This window comes from Mesorhizobium sp. L2C084A000, assembly GCF_000502875.1.
Taxonomy (GTDB): domain Bacteria; phylum Pseudomonadota; class Alphaproteobacteria; order Rhizobiales; family Rhizobiaceae; genus Mesorhizobium.
The window spans coordinates 246,254-263,506 of sequence record NZ_AYWX01000013.1 but is presented as its reverse complement, the minus strand read 5'-3'; the positions used below and the strand labels follow the sequence as shown (position 1 = coordinate 263,506).

Sequence of the window (17,253 nt, the reverse complement as noted above, 5' to 3'; positions counted from 1 at the left end):
AGCCAGCATCTTGAATCACAAACATCCGGCTTTGGGAATCCTACGATTCTCTCAAAATAGGAATCGCTCTAGCCGGCCTGCGGCTGCAGTGATCTGCGAGTGAGCCGTTGGTGGACGGTATTGCTCATAATCAACAAAGCAGTTTGCGGAAGAGGTTGGCGCTAGCAATTTTCGAAGACTTTTTCATGTGGTTGAAAGCATAGCACATCAAACGAGTGGATCTCGCCGTGTTGACGGAAAATGAACAAGCTCTTCGCTTTTGGCAGGGACAAGGCTTCGAGCCGATGCGGACGGCGGGGCCAGTCAGTATCGGCGCCAAACGGCATATGGCCCAGGTTTTGGGCCGGCGGTTGTAAGCAGCTACACCGGCCGGTAAACCTTCTCCGCCGTGTTCCAGAAGATATCCGCCTCTGCCGCCGCACCATGCTCGGCTACCGCATGCCGGTGCGCCTTGATCAATTCGGCGTGGCTGGTCCACAATTTCTCGATCGGGAAGTTCGAGCCGAACATCAGATGGTCGGCGCCAAGGATGTCGATTGCGTTGTCGACGATGTAGGCGATCAGCGCCGGGTCGTTGCGGTGGACGAAGGTGCCGAGGCCGGAGAGCTTGGCGTAGAGGTTGGGGGCGGCTGCAAGCGTGCGCAAGCCTGCCTTCCAGGCTTCGGTGGTTTCCGGCTCCATGCCCGTCAGCATGCCGGCATGGGTGAGGACGAAATTGGTCTGCGGGTTTTCGCTGACAAGCGTCAGCCCGTCCTTCATCTGGGCGGGGAAAAGCTGCAGGTCGAAGGACAGGCCATAGTCCTTCAGCCGTGCTACATTGGCGCGCACCTTGGGATCGATGACCTGATCCGGCCCCGTCGCGAAGCGGAAGGCCGGGGTCTCGTGCCAATGCAGTTGCATGCGTACGCCGCGCAGCAGCTTGTATTTCATCAGCCGATCGATCTGGGGCCTGATATCGTCGACGGTCATGTCGGTGTAGCCGACGATGGCATGCGGCCAGCCGGTTTCGTCGGATGTCTTCTGCAGGAAGGCGACTTCCTTCTCGAAATCCTCCTTGGCCCAGTTGGTCTGGACATAGACGGCCTTTTCGACGCCTGAACCCCTCTGGTCTTCGAGGAATTCCTCGATCGGGTAGTCGCGCTGGAGCGGCTCGTAGGGACCGAAGATGCGCGGCACCATCGGCCCGACCAGCCAGGGCTGGTCCTTTTGGCGCCAGATGTGGAAATGCGCGTCGATGGCTTTCTGCATCACGAAACCCTCTTCCAGATTGTCGCCGCCGCTGAAGCAGGGCGGGCGAGCGACAGGATGAAATCGGTGAGGCCTTTCACCGACGAGCCGTCGACGAGGTCGTCCAGCACCGGCAGGATGGCGCGCAGTGCCGCCGTTGCCGGCCGGAAGCGCGGATCGCCGGCCAAGGGTGTGGCCAGCGACAGTCGGAAAGCGCGGGCGCTCAGCCGTCGCATGGCTGTCTCCAACTCGCCATGATCGCCGCGCTCCAGCGCGTCGGACAGGATCACGACCGTGGCACCGCGTGCAAAAGCGGAAAAGCGCGGCACCGACAGGAAGGCGAGCAGTGTCGGCCCCATGCGGGTACCGCCGTCCCAATCGTCAACCTGCGCGGCCGCGCGCGCCAATGCCTGATCGCGGTCGCGGATGCGCAATGCCCCGGTGATGCGGGTCAGCCGCGTGCCGAAGGTGAAGATTTCGGCGCGATCGGCGCCCTGCACCGCGGCATGGGCGAGCTTGAGATAGTCCGCTGTGTGCAGCTTCATCGAGCCGGACACGTCGATCAGGATCAGCAGCTTGCGCGGCACGGTCTGGCGGCGGCGCAGAAGCGGCGAGGGGACGTCGCCATCGGCGCTGACGATTTCCCGCAGCGAGCGGCGCAGATCGAGCTTGCCGCGCGAATGCGTGCGCACGGTGCGGAAGGAGCGACGGGCGGGCAGGGCGGATGCGAGCTTGCGGCGGAAAGCGGCAAGGCCGTCATCGTCACGCTGGAAGTCGCGGCTGCTCAACTGCTCCAGCGCCGAGGACAGCTCGCCGCCCTCTTGCCGCTGGTCGGCCTCGATCCGTTCGTCGTCGGCGCCGCCATCATCCTTGATGCGGGTTTCCTCGTCTGCGTCGCCTTCGGCCACGGCGGATGTGTTGCCATAAAAGTGGCTCTGGAAATGCGCCTCGAATTCGTCGCGGCGATCGGGCGGGGGTGCAAGGGTGGCAAGGGCGGCCTCGCGGATGTCTGCCATCGAGCGGGGCCCGAGCAATGTCACCGCCTGCATGAAGCCAGAGATCTGCTCCGGCGCTATGGCAAAGCCGTAGCGGCGCAGCAACCGGGCGAAGCTGAGCAAGGGCGCTGCGGCGCGGGGCAAGCTTGTTTCCCGCGTCATTGCGTGGCGCCCCCCTCTGTCCTGCCGGCGTTGCGGAATGCGCCGGTGAGGCACCGCCCTTAACGGGGAGAACGTGCCGTTGAGGTCTCGGCTNGGGCGCTGCGGCGCGGGGCAAGCTTGTTTCCCGCGTCATTGCGTGGCGCCCCCCTCTGTCCTGCCGGACATCTCCCCCGCAAGGGGGGAGATTGGCAGCTTCGACGCTTCGCTCCGTTCTGCGACGCTGGAAATTGGCGAAAACCGAAATGACAGCCAATCTCCCCCCTTGAGGGGGAGATGTCCGGCAGGAGAGAGAGGGGTGCTGTCCCGCCGGCGTTGCGGAATGCGCCGGTGAGGCACCGCCCTTAACGGGGAGAACGTGCCGTTGAGGTCTCGGCTCACACCAGCGCCTCCTCGACGATGCGGCCAAGCTCGGGCGCGATGTAGGAGAGATCTTCCTCGTCCTTGATGAGCACGCCGATGGCGCGGCGGAAGGCTTCCGGCCACGGGCTGCCGCCTTTTTCCAGGATAGTGGCGGCGTTGGCCCATTCGACCGCCTCGGCGATCCCCGGCGGCTTGGCCAGCGGCCGGGCGCGAATAGTCTGCACGGCTGCCGCCACGGCGCGTGCCGTTGTCTCGGCCACATTGCCGGCGCGCAGCATGATGATGGCGGCCTCGCGCTCGGCGTCGGGATAGCCGATCCAGTGGTAGACGCAGCGGCGGCGCAGCGCTTCGGCGAGCTCGCGGGTGCGGTTCGAGGTCAGGATGACGATCGGCTGTGCCGCGGCGCGGATGGTGCCGCGCTCGGGAATGCTGATCTGGAAATCGGAGAGGAATTCCAGAAGCAGGGCCTCGAATTCATGATCCGAGCGGTCGATTTCATCGACCAGCAGCACGCGCTGCTCCGGCGCCTTCAACACTTGCAGCAGCGGCCGGGCGATCAGGAAACGGTCTTCGTAGATGTCGATCTCATGCTCGCCGGCATGGCGGATGGCGAGCAGCTGGCGCTGGTAGTTCCATTCGTAGAGCGCGTGCGCGGCATCGATGCCTTCATAGCATTGCAGCCGCACCAGATCACGGCCGAGCAGCGCGGCGATCGCCTTCGCCGCCTCCGTCTTGCCTACGCCCGGCGCGCCTTCGAGCAGCAGCGGCTTGCCCAGCCGGATTGCCAGGAAGATCGCGGTCGAAAGGCTCTCGTCGGCAAGGTAGCGCGAGGCGGCCAGATGCTGCGCCACCGCCTCCGGCGAGGTCGCGACAGTCTCGGCGCTTGTCCCGGTCATTCCAGCCCTCAGTTCGCCGCTTGCGCCTTCAGCGCGCGTAAGATGCGCTCCGGCGTGATCGGCAGCGTGTCGATGCGCACGCCGACGGCGTCGAAGACGGCATTGGCGACGGCGGGGATTTGCGGGTTGGCGCACATTTCGCCGGGCCCCTTGGCGCCATAGGGTCCGTCGGCGGAAGGACGCTCCAGCACGATGATCTCTGTCTCGGCAAGGTCGCCGGGACCCGGCATCAGATACTGGTTGAAGTCGGTGCCGCCATGATCGCGGTTGGGATAGTAGGGTTCGGTCGTCTCATAGAGCGCGTGGCTGATGCCCATCCACGAGCCGCCGACCAACTGCTGCTCGACCATCTTCGGGTTCAGCGCTCTGCCGATCTCGAAGACGTTCTTCACCGTCACCACGGTAACCTCGCCGGTCTCGTCGTCGACCTCGACCTCGGCCACCGTGCAGGCATGGGCATAACAAGTCGACGGCTTCATCGCGCCGGTTTCTTTCTCGGGATAGGAGCGCGGGATCAGGAACATGCCGCGGCCGGAGATCGAGCGGCCGCGCTTGAAATGCGCCGACAGCGCGACATCGAAGATCGAGATCGACTTTTGCGGTGCGCCTTTGACCAGGATGTTGCCCTGTCCATCGGTCTCGAGGTCGGAGGCGTTGACCTCCAGCTCCTCGGCGGCCACTTCCAGCATCACCTGGCGTGCTTCCCTGGCCGCCTGGATGACGGCGTTGCCGGCGCGGTGCGTTCCGCGCGAGGCGAAGGTGCCCATGCAGTGCGGACCGGTGTCGGTGTCGGCGGTGTCGACGACGACACGGTCGGTCGGCACGCCGATCGTCTCGGCGCAGATCTGCGCCATGATCTGCTTCATGCCCTGACCGAGATCGACGGATGACAGCGTCACCATGAAATTGCCGGTCGGCGTCGAGTGCACCAGCGCCTGCGTCGGGTCGCCGCCGAGGTTCATGCCGGTGGGATAGTTGATCGCGGCAACGCCGCGTCCACGCCTGATCGCCATCTCAAGCTCCCTTCACGTAGGACGACATGGCCATGTATTTCTCCGCCACCGGCCAGTTGGCGGCGCGCGATGCTTCCTGCATGCACTCGATCAGCGCGGCGCCCTCGGTCGGCTGGCGATGCGCCTTCATGTCGCCGTCGCGATAGGCGTTGATGAAGCGGAATTCGAGCGGATCCATGCCGATCAGCCGTGCCAGCTTGTCCATCTGCACCTCCAGCGCGAAATCGCCGATGGTGACGCCGAAGCCGCGCATGGCGGATGAGGGCGTGCGGTTGGTGTAGACGCAGTAGGTGTCGATCCAGACGTTCGGGATGGTGTAGGGGCCGGGATAGTGCCCCGCACCCTTCTGCGCGCCATAGGGCGAGTGGCGCGAATAGGCGCCGGCATCCGTGTAGCCGGTGACCTTGCGCGCGACGATGCGGCCATCTTTCATGACGCCGTCCTTGATGACGACCTTTTCAGCGGCGCGTGGCGACGAGATCTGCATCTCCTCCTCGCGGCTGTAGATAAAACAGACTGGTCGTCCTGTTAATTTTGCGCCGAGGATGGCGATCGGCTCGACGATGACGTCGACCTTGCCGCCAAAACCGCCGCCGACGGTGCCGCCGACGAAATGCAGTTTGCTGCCCGGCATCTGCAGGATGATCGAGGTGTTGTCGAGCGTGAAGAACATCGCCTGCGTGTTGGTGTAGCAGGTGAAGCGGTCATTGCCCTCGGGTGCCACCACGCAGCCGGTGGTCTCGGTCGGCGCGTGCTCGATCGGCGAGGACTGGTAGCTCTCCTCCAGGATGTGGTCGGCGCCGGCGAAGCCCGCCTCGACATCGCCGAAGCGCACCTTGCGGCACTCGCCGCTGTCATAGAGGTAATAATTCTGGCCGTGATATTCGTTGACCAGGGGTGCGCCGGGCTTCAGCGCCTCTTCCATGTCGAAGACGGCCGGCAGCACCTCATAGTCGACCTTGACCTTGGCTGCGGCCTCTTGCGCGGCACGCTCGGTTTCGGCCAGCACGGCCACCACGGCCTCGCCCTTCCAGCGCACCTTGCCGTCGGCAAGCACCGTCTCGTCCTCCGGCCCGACCTGGATCAGGATCAGGATGGTGTAGACATTGTGCGGCACGTCCTTGGCGGTCAGAATCTTCACCACGCCCGGATGCTTTTCCGCTTCCGAGGTGTCGATCGAGCGGATGCGGGCATGGTGATGCGGGCTGCGCACCATCTTCAGGTGCAGTATGCCAGGGAAATTGCGGTCGGCGAAAAAGGCGGTCTTGCCGGTGACATGGCCGGGTGAATCCGAGCGCGGCCGGGGCTGGCCGATCTCGTTCAGATCGTCCTTGCGGACATCGGCGAAGTAGTTCTTGCGCAGTTCCATTGCTTTGGACCCCTCAGGCCGCGTTCTGCGAATTGGCGCGGGCGGCGGTCAGCACCGCCTGGATGATCGGCTCGTAGCCGGTGCAGCGGCAGATGTTGCCCGACAGCGCCTCGACCACCTCGTCGCGGCTGGGGTTGGGCGTATGGTCGAGCAGCACCTTGGCCGCCATGATCATGCCCGGGGTGCAGAAGCCGCATTGCGTGGCGAACGTGTCGAGGAAGGCGCGCTGCAGCGGGTGCAGCACGCCGCTTTCCGAAAGCCCTGAAGTCGTGCTGATGACGGCGCCATCGCAGGTCTCGGCAAGCGTCAGGCAGGAGAGCCTGAGTTCGCCGTCGATGATGACCGAACAGGCGCCGCAGGTGCCTTGATGGCAGCCGCCTTTCGGTGAGGTGTCGCCGATCTTGTCGCGCAGGGCCTGAAGCAGCGTCGTGCCGCTGTCGATGAATTCGGCCTTTTCCGAGCCGTTGAGCGTGAATTGAACCGGAACCTTTGCCATGTTTTCCTCCCAGCGCGCCTGCCCGAACCGGCGGACAGACGCGCGCCCCCGAACGAAATACTATGCGAGCAGCAACCGGCCGAGATGAACCGGCAAGACTTCGGCGCGATACCAGGCGCTGGCGATCGGGTCGGTGATGGGCGAGGTGCCATCACCGGCCGCGGCCAAGGCCGGCGCGATGCCGTCAGCGGTCAGCTTTCGGCCGATCAGCGCTTTTTCCGCCGCCCTGGCGCGCATTGGCCGATCCGCCATGCAGCCGAGCGCGATCCGCGCCGAGGTCACGGTGCCATCCGACGACAGTTCCAGAGCACCGGCTATGCTGAGCACCGAGACGCCCTTGGGCTTGACCCTCGACACTTTCAGGAAGCGGAAACTGTCGGCCTTCGGAAGCGTGAAGCTCACGGAAGTGACGACGGCACGGCTGCCGTCCCGATTGGCCAGAAAAGTCTCGATCGGCGTTTCGCCGCCATCGGTGCCGACCGTGGCATCGAGTGCCAGCAGGGCAACAGCGAAATCGCCATAGGGGGCCGGGGCAAAAAGATTGCCGCCGACGGTCGCCATGTTGCGGATGGCCGGGCCACCGACGGCGCGGGCGGCCTTGGCGAGCGTGCCGAGCTCCGGATGGCCGGCGATCGCCGCCATCGTCACCGAAGCGCCGACACGGGCTTTTCCACCGGCAACGGCGATGGTGGACAAAGACGGCTCGGTCGACCTGATAAGGCCGGAAACCGAGACATCGCCCTCATTGGCCGCGCGGACGACCAGCGTGCCGCCGCCGAGATAGCGTGTGCCCTGGGCTTTCAGTGCCGCGTTCGCGTCTTTCACCGTTGCAAAGGTCTGCAGTGCCAGCGCCATGGTTTGGCTCCCCGTCAGCTCTGGCCGGCGAAATGGCTTTTCAGGGCGTTGAAGCCGCCCTGAAAGACATTGGCGCCCATGCCGTCGGCCAGCTTGTCTGCCTCCTCGGGCGCGGCGTCGAAGCTGGCGGTCCATTCGGCGTAGGTGCGGTCGCCATCGGTCACACGCCGCAACTGCAGGGTCGCCTTGTGATTGGTCAGCGGCTGCGGCGTCTCGAGGATGGAGTAGCTGACCAGGAAATTCTGATCGGAAAAATCGAGCAGCTTTTCACGCAGGCGGGCGCCGCTGGCGAGCTGGAAATTGCGCACGCAGCCGATCGTGGTGGCATCCTTGCCGTCTTCAATGTGGCTTTCCACCATGCGCGGATGCCAGTCCGGCAGCCCGTTGAAGTCGCGTATGCGCGCCCAGACCTTTTCGACCGGCGCGTCGATGACGCTGGATATGGTGACTTTGGCCATTCAAATGTTCCCTTGCAAAAGCGATCCGGTGCAAGGGTAGGGCGGCCATTTCAGCGGCGCTTATCAATGCGTCTTGAGCGCCTATCAAGGAGTCTGAAAAAGGGCGGTTGGTTCAGGCGATCGCCCGCGCGGCCTCGCGGTAGAGCGTCGGCGGCACGCCGACATGGTCGCGGAAGAAGCGCGAGAAATTGCCCTGCGTGGTGAAGCCGAGATTGCAGGCGACCGAGATCAGCGGCTCCCGCGACCATTGCAGCTGCCGCACCGCTTCCTCCATGCGCAGCGTGTTCCAGTAGACATTGGGCGTCAGATTCGTCTGTTCCTTGAACAAAGCGAAGAAATGCGGTCGCGAAAGGCCGACGCTGCGGGCCACGTCGTCGAAGCAGATGCGCTCTGAGACATTGGCCTTCATCAGCTGGATTGCCTTGCGGACACGGAAATCCTGCATGGTGTTGATGCGGACACGGGCCTCCTGCGGCGCCGAGGCGTCGGCGGCGTCGAGCACGCTATCGATGAAACGCTCGATCTCGTAATTGGCGATATCGTCGACGCTCTCATTGTCGCTGAGGTGGTCGAGCAGATTGGCGGCGGCCTGATGCAGCCACGGTTCCAGCGTGATCGCGGCTTGTGAGAACAGCGGCGCAGACGAAGGCAGGTCGCGGCGGCGCCGCGCCCAGTCGGGATCGATGTAGAAGGCGAGAAACAGACCGGGCGTCCCGTTTTGCGACAGAACATGGCTGTGCGGCTGGAAGGAGTTGATGCCGGCGGCCGTTCCAGGTCCAAGCCGGACGGTCTCGCGGCCGATGGTCATTTCGCCGGCCGTACCTTCCAGCCAGATGATCAGATGGGCCTCGACATGGGCATGAGTGACGAAGTCGCTTGCGACATTCAGGATAGAAACATGTCCGAACCGGCCCCAGTAGAGCCTGATCGCTTCCGTCATGGGTATATCCTCCCGCAGACGACTGGCCTCCCTTCGCCTGCAACAGGGATTGTGCGGCGGAGTTCGGGGCCGCGTCAAGACGCGCGGGGGCGGCGAGGGCCAATGACGGCCGATGCGGCCGGATTTTCAGACTGAGCGATAGGTTTCCTCTTCTCCCACAAGGGAAGAACGCCCTTCAAACCGAAGCCGTCATGCCGCCATCGACATACAGCGTATGGCCGTTGACGAAAGACGATGCGTCGGAGGCAAGGAACACGGCGGCGCCGATCAACTCGTCGACATTGCCCCAGCGCCCGGCGGGCGTGCGCTTTTCCAGCCAGGCGGAAAATTCCGGATTGTCGACCAGCGCCTGGTTCATCTCGGTGCGGAAATAGCCGGGTGCGATCGCATTGATCTGCAGGCCGTATCTCGCCCAGTCGGCGCACATACCCCTTGTCAGGTTGCGGATCGCGCCTTTGGTCGCGGTGTATGGTGCGATGTTCGGCCTTGCCAGCTCGCTCTGCACCGAGCCGATGTTGATGATCTTGCCCTTGCCGCGCGGGATCATGTGGCGGGCGACCGCCTTGCCGACATGGAAGGCGCCCGACACATTGGTCTTGAACAGGCGCTCCCACTGCTCCTCGGGAAAGTCCTCGAGCGGAGCGCGGAACTGCACGCCGGCATTGTTGATGAGGATGTCGATGGCGCCGATCTCGGCCTCGATGCGGGCAATGTCCGCGTTGACCGCCTGAAAATCGGTGACGTCGAATACCGAGGCGTGCGCCTTGAAGCCGACATCGCGCAGCTTTTCGACGGCGCTGTCGATCCTGGCGGTGTCGCGACCGTTCAGCACTATGCTTGCACCGTGTCCGGCGAGGCCCCGAGCCAGCGCAAAGCCGATGCCTTGACCGGAGCCAGTCACCAGCGCCACCCGCCCCTCGAGGCTGAACAGGGAGTTGGCCATCAAACCGTCTTTTGTTTGACCATGATCTTGCCCGAAAACCGGTTTCCACTTTTCGGGATCATGGTTCTAGTCGCTGCGGCGGAAATTGCGGATGCGGTCGAACAGCACCGCCAGCAGGATGGCGCCGCCGATGAACACACCTTGCCAGAAGGCATTGATGCCGAGCAGACCGAGACTGTTGCGGATCACCTCGATCAGGGCCGCACCGACGATGGCGCCAAAGGCGGTGCCGACGCCGCCAGCCAGATTGGCGCCGCCAATGACGGTTGCGGCGATCACCTGCAGCTCCATGCCGGTGCCGAGATTGGTGGTGACGGCACCCAGCCAGCCGGTCTGGATGATGCCGGCAATGCCGGCCGACAGCGCCGAGATCATGTAGACGGCAACCTTGATCTGGCGCACCGGAACGCCGGTCAGCGTTGCCGCGTGCTCGTTGCCGCCAATGGCGAAGATGTGGCGGCCGAACTTCGTCCAACGCAGGATAAAGCCGGTGATCAGCGCCAGAAGGATCATGTAAAGCACCGGATTGGCGATGCCGAACACCCAGGCGCCGCCGCCCAATGACAGAAGCTTGGCGTGGTCCGGCCCGAACTGGAAGACGACCGTGTTGTTGGAGGCGACCATGGCTAGGCTGCGGGCGATCGACAGCATGCCGAGCGTCACCACAAAGGGTGGAAAGCCGAGATAGGCGATCAGCACGCCGTTGAAGGCGCCAATGGCGAGCGCGGTGGCGATCGAGGCCAGGATGCCGACCTCGATCGAGTAGCCGGCATGCATCGTGACGGCCAAAATCATCGACGACAGGCACAGCACCGAGCCGACCGAGAGGTCGATGCCGCCGGTGATGATGACGAAGGTCATGCCGAGCGCGATAATGGCGACGAAGGTGATGTTGCGGGTGATGTTGTAGAGGTTCTTCGACGTGGCAAACGCGTCGGTGGCAAACGACAGGAACACGCAGGCGAGGATAACGGCGATCACCACCCAGAAGGTCTGGCTGGCAAACACTCTTGCCGGCAGGGATTGCTGCTTGTGTTCGATCGGCTGGTCAATTGTCAGTGCCATCGTCGACCTTCATCTGCTGTGCGTGGTGAAATTCGCTGAAATCAAACCTGTTCGATGGCGCCGGTGATCAGCCCGGTGACTTCCTCGGGCGAGCTCGACGCAATCGTCTTGTCGGCGACCTTGCGGCCGCGCCGCATGACTATGACGCGGTCGGCGACGGTGAAGACGTCAGGCATTCGGTGACTGATCAGCACGACGGCAATGCCTTGATCGCGCAAATGGCGGATCAGGTTCAGCACTTCGGCGACCTGGCGCACCGAGATAGCGGCCGTCGGTTCGTCCATCAGCACGATCTTGGCCTGCGACAGCATGGTGCGGGCGATCGCCACCGCTTGGCGCTGGCCACCCGACATCTGCTTGACGAGATCGCGCGGACGGGTCTCGGACTTCAATTCGGCGAAGAGCTGGCCGGCACGCTTGTACATCGAGGCATAGTCGAGGATGCGGAACGGCCCGACGCCGCGCCGCAACTCGCGGCCGAGATAGACGTTGGCGGCGGCGGTCAGATTGTTGCAGAGCGCAAGGTCCTGGTGGACGATCTCGATGCCGTGCTGGCGGGCTTCCGCCGGCTTGTGCAGGATCAATTCCTTGCCGTCCATGTGCATGGTGCCATGGCTCGGGCGGAAATTGCCGGCGATCATCTTGACCAGCGTCGACTTGCCGGCGCCGTTGTCGCCCATGAGGCCGACCACCTGTCCGGGCTCGATCGACAGCGACACGTCGTTGACGGCCTGGATGGCGCCGAAATGCCTTGAGATGTTGGTGAGTTCGAGAACCGCCACCAGCCTTTGCCTCCCCGTGATTTGCGACCTGCTGCTGTTCCCGGCGTGGATGCCGACGCTGCTTTGGCCTCGCTCTCCCCGGCTCCTCCCGAAGACGGCGTTAGCGTTCTTTTACGCAAAAGCCGGCGCACGTCAATCAATTGTCGGACGAATTGGGCCAGGACTATTTTAAAAATCCGTTTTGTAGGACAAATAGCATTGACGTTGGCGCCAAGCCGATATTAGCTAAGCGTCGGAGGAGATTATGCCGATCTCCGCTGGCGGTTCGCCGGCCGGAATCGGCGGAGGTTTGACGGCCCAAGATCAAGCGGCACCTGTGTGTGAGTTGATCTGAAGCCGAATCTGGAAATGCTTATCGATCTGTCCTGGCGACACGAGCGCTCGCGAAACGACCCTCGGTCATCACGCATCCGGTCGATCTGTATGGCGGGCACGCCGTGTCCGTTTGTTTCAAGGGAGGACTGACATGAGGAAAACACTTTTGCTCGCCGCCGTCGCCGCAATGGCGTTGGGTGCCGGGCCGGCTTTGGCCAAGAAACAGCTCGTCATTGTCGTGAAAGGTCTCGACAATCCGTTCTTCGAGGCCATCCACCAGGGCTGCGAGAAATGGAACAAGGAAAACGCCAGCTCGGAGTATGAATGCTTCTACACCGGTCCGGCGTCGACTTCGGACGAGGCCGGCGAGGCGCAGATCGTCCAGGACATGCTGAGCAAGGCCGACACGGTCGCGATGGCGATCTCGCCGTCCAACGCGCCGCTGATCGCGCAGACGATCAAGAGCGCCAATCCGACGATCCCGATCATGACGGTCGATGCCGATCTCAGCAAGGAAGACGCAGGTCTTCGCAAGACCTATCTCGGTACCGACAATTACCTGATGGGCAAGAAGATCGGCGAGTACATCAAGAAGGGCAAGCCGAATGGTGGCACGATCTGCACCATCGAAGGCAACCCGGCAGCCGACAACATCCTGCGCCGTGCGCAAGGCATGCGTGACGCACTGTCGGGCAAGGAAGGCCTTGCCGCACTTGCGGGTGAAGGTGGTTGGACCGAAGTTCCCGGCTGCCCGGTGTTCACCAATGACGATGGCGCCAAGGGCGTGCAGGCGATGACCGACATCCTCGCCGCCAACCCCAAGCTGGACGCCTTCGGCATCATGGGCGGCTGGCCGCTGTTCGGCGCGCCGCAGCCCTACCGCGATCTGTTCGGGCCGCTCAAGGACCGGATCGCCAGCAACGACTTCGTCATCGGCGCCGCCGACACGATCGGCGACGAAGTGGCGATCGCTCGTGACGGCCTTGTAACGGCTCTGGTCGGCCAGCGGCCGTTCGAAATGGGCTACAAGGCACCGTCGGTGATGATCGACCTGATCGAAGGCAAGGCGGTCGCCGATCCGGTGTTCACCGGCCTCGACGAGTGCACCAAGGATACGGTCGACACCTGCATCCAGAAGTAGGTTCTCGATTTCGGGGCGCCCGGTTGCGGGCGCCCCGTCATTCCTGAACGGAAGCGGTAATTCCCGAACGGACGCAATAGTTGGGGCAATCGGCTCCGGCTTTGCCGCGCCCGTGATCTGGATTTTTCGGCAACGAGATCGGCGCCCGTACGGTTCGGACCAGTCCGGACGACAGACGGTCGACGCATTGGAACGTGGATGCCGGACGAGAAGTCAAGCAAGCGAACCGACCTAACCAAGGCACAAGCGAGCCACGGTCCGGCTGTCATGCGGAAGGCTGGTGCCGCGCATTTTGCGGGGGCGAGCGTCCATGTCTCGTTGGCCGGCGAGATTGGCCTGCGGATCGTGCGTGGCGACTATCCGCCCGGCACCATCCTGCCCAACGAGTCCAAATGGGCCGAGATCTTCAATGTCAGCCGTTCGGCGGTGCGCGAAGCCATCAAGATGCTGATGGCGAAAAGCCTGTTGGCCTCACGCCCCAAGATCGGCAGTTGGGTCGAGCCGAAGGAGCGCTGGAACCTGCTCGACCGCGACGTTCTGGCCTGGTACGCGACGGCGCCCGACCGCGAGGCGTTCCTGCGAACCGTGCAGGAGTTTCGTCATATCATCGAGCCGGAAGCGTCGGCCTTTGCCGCCATGCGGCGCAGCGACGAGCAAATGGCGGAAATCAGCCAGGCCTGCCGCGACATGGGCGAGGCCTTGAGCCTGCAGGAGCGTATCCGCGCCGATACGCGCTTTCATCTGGCCATCCTGCGCGCTTCCGGCAACGACCTTCTGGTGCCGCTCGGCGTGCTGATCGAATCGGCGCTCGACCATCTCTTCGCATTCACGACACAGCAGGTCGCCGATCAGCGCCAGGCGCAGAAGCTGCATGAGGCGATCGAAAAGAACATCCGCCTGCAGCGCCCAGCCGCTGCGCGCAACGCCGTGCACAAGCTGCTTGCAGATACCGACGATGGGATAGGGCGGTGGCGGCGGTGATCGGCGCCGGCGTTGGGCAATCGGTTAAATGGTCTGTTTCTTGCCATCCTTCATCGGCATCAGGTCGACACCGTTCACCCCAGCGATATGCGTCGCCAGCATCGGTACGAATTGCTCGGCCGGGCCGGTTGCATGGGCACCGGCGAAGGAGTTCTTGGTGGCGTTGCCGAGCGGGTTGGCAATGCCGGCCGCACCCGCCATCGATTCCAGATAGGTCAGGTCCTTGAAGGCATTGGCGATGGTGAATTTGTGCGCGTCGCGGTCACCTTCCAGCGTCCAGCGCATGAAGGTCTGGTAGAAGCCGCAATCCATGCGGCCATTGCGAATGACGCTGTCGAAGCGCGGCGGCGAGATGCCGACCTTCTCAGCCAGTGCCAGTGCCTCGGAATATATCGCTGCGTAGCCAAGCGAGATGAAATTGTTGAGCAGCTTCATGCGATGGCCATCGCCGGTGTCGCCGATATGGACGATGCGGCCGGCCCAGGTTTCGATCACCGGTTTCACCCTGGCAAAAAGGGCGTCCGGCGCGCCGACCATGGCGTCGAGCGTGCCTTCCCAGGCTTCCTTCGGCGTGCGGCTGAGCGGCGCGTCGACAAAATCGATGCCGAGCGCCTTAAGTTCCGCTGCCAGCGCCACCGTCGAGACCGGATCGGAGGTCGAGCAGTCGACGACGACCGAGCCCTTTTTCAAGCCCTCCTTGAGGCCGCCGGGGCCGCGAATGATGGCTTCGACCTCGCGCGAACCGGTGACGCAGATGAAGACGATATCAGATGCCGCCGCCACATCGCGCGAGGTCGATGCTTCCGTGGCGCCGCGGCCAAGCAGGTCTTCCGCCGGTTTGCGGTTCTTGCGGCCGAGGAAGGTCAGACTGTAGCCCTTGTCGACGATGTTCTTGGCGATCCCGTGGCCCATCAGGCCAAGCCCGATGAAGCCGATCTTTTCGCGCGCGGCAGTCGTGTTCATGTCTTCAAGTCCTGTTGCAATGATTGATGTCAGGCGCTGCCGTTTTGCAGGCGAGGGTGGTTGCAGATGGCGATATTGTCTGACAATACACATAAATCCCTGAGGATGTGGAGAGCAAAATGACAAAACGGATCATGTTCACCGGCGGCAGCGGCAAGGCCGGACGCCATGTCGTCCAGTATCTGGTCGAGCAAGGCTGTCAGGTGCTCAACATCGACACCAGGCCGCTCGACAATCCCAAGGTGCGCACGCTGATCACCGACATCACCGACAGCGGGCAGGTGTTCAACGCGCTGTCGAGCTATATGGGCCTGCATGAATTCGACCCCTCGCTGCGCCCGCAGCCGGTCGATGCGGTGGTGCATTTCGCCGCCATCCCGCGCATCATGATCACCACCGACAACGAGGTGTTCCGCATCAATGCGCTCGGCACCTACAATGTCATCGAGGCGGCGGTGAAGCTCGGTATCCGCAAAATTATCATCGCCTCCAGCGAGACGACTTATGGGCTTGTGTTCGCCAACGAGCCGCGCGATCCCAAATATTTCCCGCTCGACGAGGAGTATGACGTCGACCCGATGGACAGCTATGCTTTGTCCAAGGTCGTCAACGAGAAGACGGCGCGGGCCTTCGCCCAGCGCAACGGCACCGACATTTATGCCCTGCGCATCGGCAACGTCATCGAGCCGCACGAATATTCACTGTTTCCGAAATGGTTCGCCGATCCGGGTTTCCGCAAGCGCATCGCCTGGAGCTATGTCGACGCGCGCGACCTTGGCCAGATCACGCTGCGCGCCATCGAGAAGGACGGCCTCGGCTATCAGGTGATCAACGCCGCCAATGACGACACCTCATCCGACCTGCCGACTGCCGAACTCCTGAAGCGGTTCTACCCCGGCGTGCCGGTGAAGGCCGAGCTCGGCGAATACGAGACGCTGCTGTCGAACCGCAAGGCGCGCGACGTGCTGGGCTTCCGCCCGGAGCATAGCTGGCGCAAATACGTCAAGCAGGACTGATCCGCGAAGCAATCGAGCTGATCTGTGCACAGCGGGCGGCTTTGCGGTGCAAGCCGCTTGCCGCGCTTGACAGCCTGCTTAATACGGACTTTCTGGAACCCATGCGGGACGCGAAGCCGAACAAGGAAAAATCGTTGGGGAAAGCGGCCTCCGGGGACCGTCCGGGCGGCGTTCGCCGGGCGGACGCCGCCCGTATTCCTGGCTCCAGCGTCCACGCCTCGCTGGCCAGCGAAATTGGCCTCAGGATCGTGCGCGGCGACTATCCGCCTGGTACCATCCTGCCCAATGAAGCGAAATGGTCGGAGACCTTCAGCGTCAGCCGCTCGGCGGTGCGCGAGGCGATCAAGATGCTGATGGCCAAGAGCCTTTTGGCCTCACGTCCCAAGATCGGCAGCTGGGTCGAGCCGAAGGAACGTTGGAACCTGCTCGATCGCGATGTGCTTGCCTGGTACGCGACGTCGCCGGATCGCGAAGTGTTCCTCAAGACGGTGCAGGAATTCCGCCACATCATCGAGCCGGAAGCGACCGCGTTTGCCGCCATGCGAAGAACCGACGAGCAGATGGCCGAGATCAGCCTGGCCTGCCGGGAGATGGGAGAGGCGACGAGCCTGCAGGAGCGGACCCGCGCCGACACGCGCTTCCATCTTGCCATCCTGCGGGCTTCGGGCAACGACCTGTTGGTGCCGCTCGGCGTACTGATCGAATCCGCCTTCGATCACCTCTTTGCCTATACGACGCGGGAGATCGACGATCTCAACCACGCGCAGAAGCTGCACGAGGCAATCGAGAAGAACATCCGCCTGCAGCGCCCCGACGCGGCGCGCAATGCAGTGCGCAAACTGCTCGCCAACACAGACGGCGTCATCCGCGCCCGGTAGGGCCGGCCGCCGCTAATCATCCTTGTCACGTCCGAAGGCGCTGCGCAGTTCATCCTTGGCGTCCTCAAGCACTTTTTTGCGCGCGGCAGGCAAGTTCTTGCCGGCGCGGTTGATGTAGAAGTTCAGCATCGACATGGCCGACTGGAACGGCTCGGCCTTGCGCCGGTGGCTGTGTTCGGCGGATCGCTTGAGCGAGGCGGCGATCTTCCTGGCGTCGTCGGATTCGAAGACGTGATCCTCAAGATCCATCGCGTCGCTGTGCTCGGTCACCTCGGCCGACCATTTTTTCCTGGTGGCGGTCATCGCAGGACTCCTCTGCAGGGTAGGCTGCCAGGAAACTCCGCACATCGGCATCGGTTCCGCCCTGGCTCTGGAGCCACGGATTTGCCAGCTGTGGC

At 63.4% G+C, this 17,253-nt stretch carries 18 protein-coding genes; 4 read left to right on the top strand and 14 right to left on the bottom strand.

The features are described from left to right. Positions 1–360: 360 nt before the first annotated feature. The 12 genes from X735_RS141340 to X735_RS141395 all read right to left on the bottom strand — a co-directional run bounded on the left by X735_RS141340 (position 361) and on the right by X735_RS141395 (position 11,561). On the bottom strand, positions 361–1,248 hold the full coding sequence (locus X735_RS141340; RefSeq protein ID WP_023813255.1) for an amidohydrolase: 888 nt from the start codon (positions 1,246–1,248) through the stop codon (positions 361–363). Then, a complete protein-coding gene (locus X735_RS141345; RefSeq protein ID WP_023813254.1) occupies positions 1,248–2,384 on the bottom strand; it encodes a VWA domain-containing protein in 1,137 nt (378 codons plus the stop codon). The genes X735_RS141340 and X735_RS141345 overlap by 1 nt, the downstream gene beginning before the upstream one ends. A gap of 374 nt (positions 2,385–2,758) precedes the next feature. Continuing rightward, positions 2,759–3,640: a MoxR family ATPase gene (locus X735_RS141350; protein WP_023813253.1), complete on the bottom strand. Its 882-nt coding sequence runs from the start codon at positions 3,638–3,640 to the stop codon at positions 2,759–2,761. 8 nt (positions 3,641–3,648) lie between these two features. Then, positions 3,649–4,653 (bottom strand): molybdopterin cofactor-binding domain-containing protein, encoded by a 1,005-nt coding sequence (locus X735_RS1000000170320; RefSeq protein WP_023813252.1) that lies wholly within the window; start codon positions 4,651–4,653, stop codon positions 3,649–3,651. 1 nt (position 4,654) lies between these two features. Beyond that, complete coding sequence (locus tag X735_RS1000000170315; RefSeq protein WP_023813251.1) at positions 4,655–6,022, bottom strand: xanthine dehydrogenase family protein molybdopterin-binding subunit; 1,368 nt, start codon at positions 6,020–6,022, stop codon at positions 4,655–4,657. Positions 6,023–6,035: 13 nt separating this feature from the next. Further along, on the bottom strand, positions 6,036–6,518 hold the full coding sequence (locus X735_RS141365) for a (2Fe-2S)-binding protein (protein WP_023813250.1): 483 nt from the start codon (positions 6,516–6,518) through the stop codon (positions 6,036–6,038). 60 nt (positions 6,519–6,578) lie between these two features. Continuing rightward, entirely contained in the window at positions 6,579–7,373 is a 795-nt protein-coding gene (locus X735_RS141370; protein WP_023813249.1) for an FAD binding domain-containing protein, read from the bottom strand. A gap of 14 nt (positions 7,374–7,387) precedes the next feature. Beyond that, entirely contained in the window at positions 7,388–7,831 is a 444-nt protein-coding gene (locus X735_RS141375) for an SRPBCC family protein (protein WP_023813248.1), read from the bottom strand. Between the two features lie 112 nt (positions 7,832–7,943). Continuing rightward, positions 7,944–8,771, bottom strand: coding sequence for an AraC family transcriptional regulator (locus X735_RS141380; protein ID WP_023813247.1), 828 nt, complete (start codon positions 8,769–8,771; stop codon positions 7,944–7,946). Positions 8,772–8,946: 175 nt separating this feature from the next. Then, complete coding sequence (locus X735_RS141385; protein ID WP_023813246.1) at positions 8,947–9,714, bottom strand: SDR family oxidoreductase; 768 nt, start codon at positions 9,712–9,714, stop codon at positions 8,947–8,949. Positions 9,715–9,780: 66 nt separating this feature from the next. Further along, positions 9,781–10,779: an ABC transporter permease gene (locus X735_RS141390; RefSeq protein WP_023813245.1), complete on the bottom strand. Its 999-nt coding sequence runs from the start codon at positions 10,777–10,779 to the stop codon at positions 9,781–9,783. 41 nt (positions 10,780–10,820) lie between these two features. Then, positions 10,821–11,561 (bottom strand): ATP-binding cassette domain-containing protein, encoded by a 741-nt coding sequence (locus tag X735_RS141395; RefSeq protein WP_013530854.1) that lies wholly within the window; start codon positions 11,559–11,561, stop codon positions 10,821–10,823. A gap of 466 nt (positions 11,562–12,027) precedes the next feature. Between X735_RS141395 and X735_RS141400 the strand changes: the two genes are divergently transcribed. After that, the gene (locus X735_RS141400) at positions 12,028–13,017 is read left to right on the top strand and encodes a sugar-binding protein (RefSeq protein ID WP_023813244.1); all 990 of its coding nucleotides are present in this window, start codon (positions 12,028–12,030) and stop codon (positions 13,015–13,017) included. 198 nt (positions 13,018–13,215) lie between these two features. After that, positions 13,216–13,998 carry a FadR/GntR family transcriptional regulator gene (locus X735_RS141405; protein ID WP_023813243.1) on the top strand — a complete coding sequence of 261 codons (783 nt, stop codon included), beginning with the start codon at positions 13,216–13,218 and terminating at the stop codon, positions 13,996–13,998. Positions 13,999–14,022: 24 nt separating this feature from the next. Here the strand turns inward: X735_RS141405 and X735_RS141410 are convergent, their stop codons facing one another. Continuing rightward, a complete protein-coding gene (locus tag X735_RS141410; RefSeq protein WP_023813242.1) occupies positions 14,023–14,961 on the bottom strand; it encodes an NAD(P)-dependent oxidoreductase in 939 nt (312 codons plus the stop codon). Positions 14,962–15,080: 119 nt separating this feature from the next. On the opposite strand from X735_RS141410, the gene X735_RS141415 reads away from it, so the two are divergent. Next, the gene (locus X735_RS141415; protein ID WP_023813241.1) at positions 15,081–15,977 is read left to right on the top strand and encodes an NAD(P)-dependent oxidoreductase; all 897 of its coding nucleotides are present in this window, start codon (positions 15,081–15,083) and stop codon (positions 15,975–15,977) included. 101 nt (positions 15,978–16,078) lie between these two features. After that, positions 16,079–16,855 carry a FadR/GntR family transcriptional regulator gene (locus X735_RS141420; protein WP_023813240.1) on the top strand — a complete coding sequence of 259 codons (777 nt, stop codon included), beginning with the start codon at positions 16,079–16,081 and terminating at the stop codon, positions 16,853–16,855. Between the two features lie 12 nt (positions 16,856–16,867). On the opposite strand, the gene X735_RS141425 is transcribed toward X735_RS141420, so the two are convergent. Further along, the gene (locus tag X735_RS141425) at positions 16,868–17,158 is read right to left on the bottom strand and encodes a DUF3175 domain-containing protein (protein ID WP_031213606.1); all 291 of its coding nucleotides are present in this window, start codon (positions 17,156–17,158) and stop codon (positions 16,868–16,870) included. Positions 17,159–17,253: the final 95 nt, after the last annotated feature.

Bases quoted from the DNA above. Each gene is read 5' to 3' on its own strand.
- X735_RS141375 (WP_023813248.1), bottom strand. From the start codon at position 7,831: ATGGCCAAAGTCACCATATCCAGCGTCATCGACGCGCCGGTCGAAAAG.
- X735_RS141345 (WP_023813254.1), bottom strand. From the start codon at position 2,384: ATGACGCGGGAAACAAGCTTGCCCCGCGCCGCAGCGCCCTTGCTCAGC.
- X735_RS141400 (WP_023813244.1), top strand. From the start codon at position 12,028: ATGAGGAAAACACTTTTGCTCGCCGCCGTCGCCGCAATGGCGTTGGGT.
- X735_RS1000000170315 (WP_023813251.1), bottom strand. From the start codon at position 6,022: ATGGAACTGCGCAAGAACTACTTCGCCGATGTCCGCAAGGACGATCTG.
- X735_RS141420 (WP_023813240.1), top strand. From the start codon at position 16,079: ATGCGGGACGCGAAGCCGAACAAGGAAAAATCGTTGGGGAAAGCGGCC.
- X735_RS141410 (WP_023813242.1), bottom strand. From the start codon at position 14,961: ATGAACACGACTGCCGCGCGCGAAAAGATCGGCTTCATCGGGCTTGGC.
- X735_RS1000000170320 (WP_023813252.1), bottom strand. From the start codon at position 4,653: ATGGCGATCAGGCGTGGACGCGGCGTTGCCGCGATCAACTATCCCACC.
- X735_RS141350 (WP_023813253.1), bottom strand. From the start codon at position 3,640: ATGACCGGGACAAGCGCCGAGACTGTCGCGACCTCGCCGGAGGCGGTG.
- X735_RS141385 (WP_023813246.1), bottom strand. From the start codon at position 9,714: ATGGCCAACTCCCTGTTCAGCCTCGAGGGGCGGGTGGCGCTGGTGACT.
- X735_RS141370 (WP_023813249.1), bottom strand. From the start codon at position 7,373: ATGGCGCTGGCACTGCAGACCTTTGCAACGGTGAAAGACGCGAACGCG.
- X735_RS141425 (WP_031213606.1), bottom strand. From the start codon at position 17,158: ATGACCGCCACCAGGAAAAAATGGTCGGCCGAGGTGACCGAGCACAGC.
- X735_RS141390 (WP_023813245.1), bottom strand. From the start codon at position 10,779: ATGGCACTGACAATTGACCAGCCGATCGAACACAAGCAGCAATCCCTG.
- X735_RS141380 (WP_023813247.1), bottom strand. From the start codon at position 8,771: ATGACGGAAGCGATCAGGCTCTACTGGGGCCGGTTCGGACATGTTTCT.
- X735_RS141415 (WP_023813241.1), top strand. From the start codon at position 15,081: ATGACAAAACGGATCATGTTCACCGGCGGCAGCGGCAAGGCCGGACGC.
- X735_RS141340 (WP_023813255.1), bottom strand. From the start codon at position 1,248: ATGCAGAAAGCCATCGACGCGCATTTCCACATCTGGCGCCAAAAGGAC.
- X735_RS141365 (WP_023813250.1), bottom strand. From the start codon at position 6,518: ATGGCAAAGGTTCCGGTTCAATTCACGCTCAACGGCTCGGAAAAGGCC.
- X735_RS141405 (WP_023813243.1), top strand. From the start codon at position 13,216: ATGCCGGACGAGAAGTCAAGCAAGCGAACCGACCTAACCAAGGCACAA.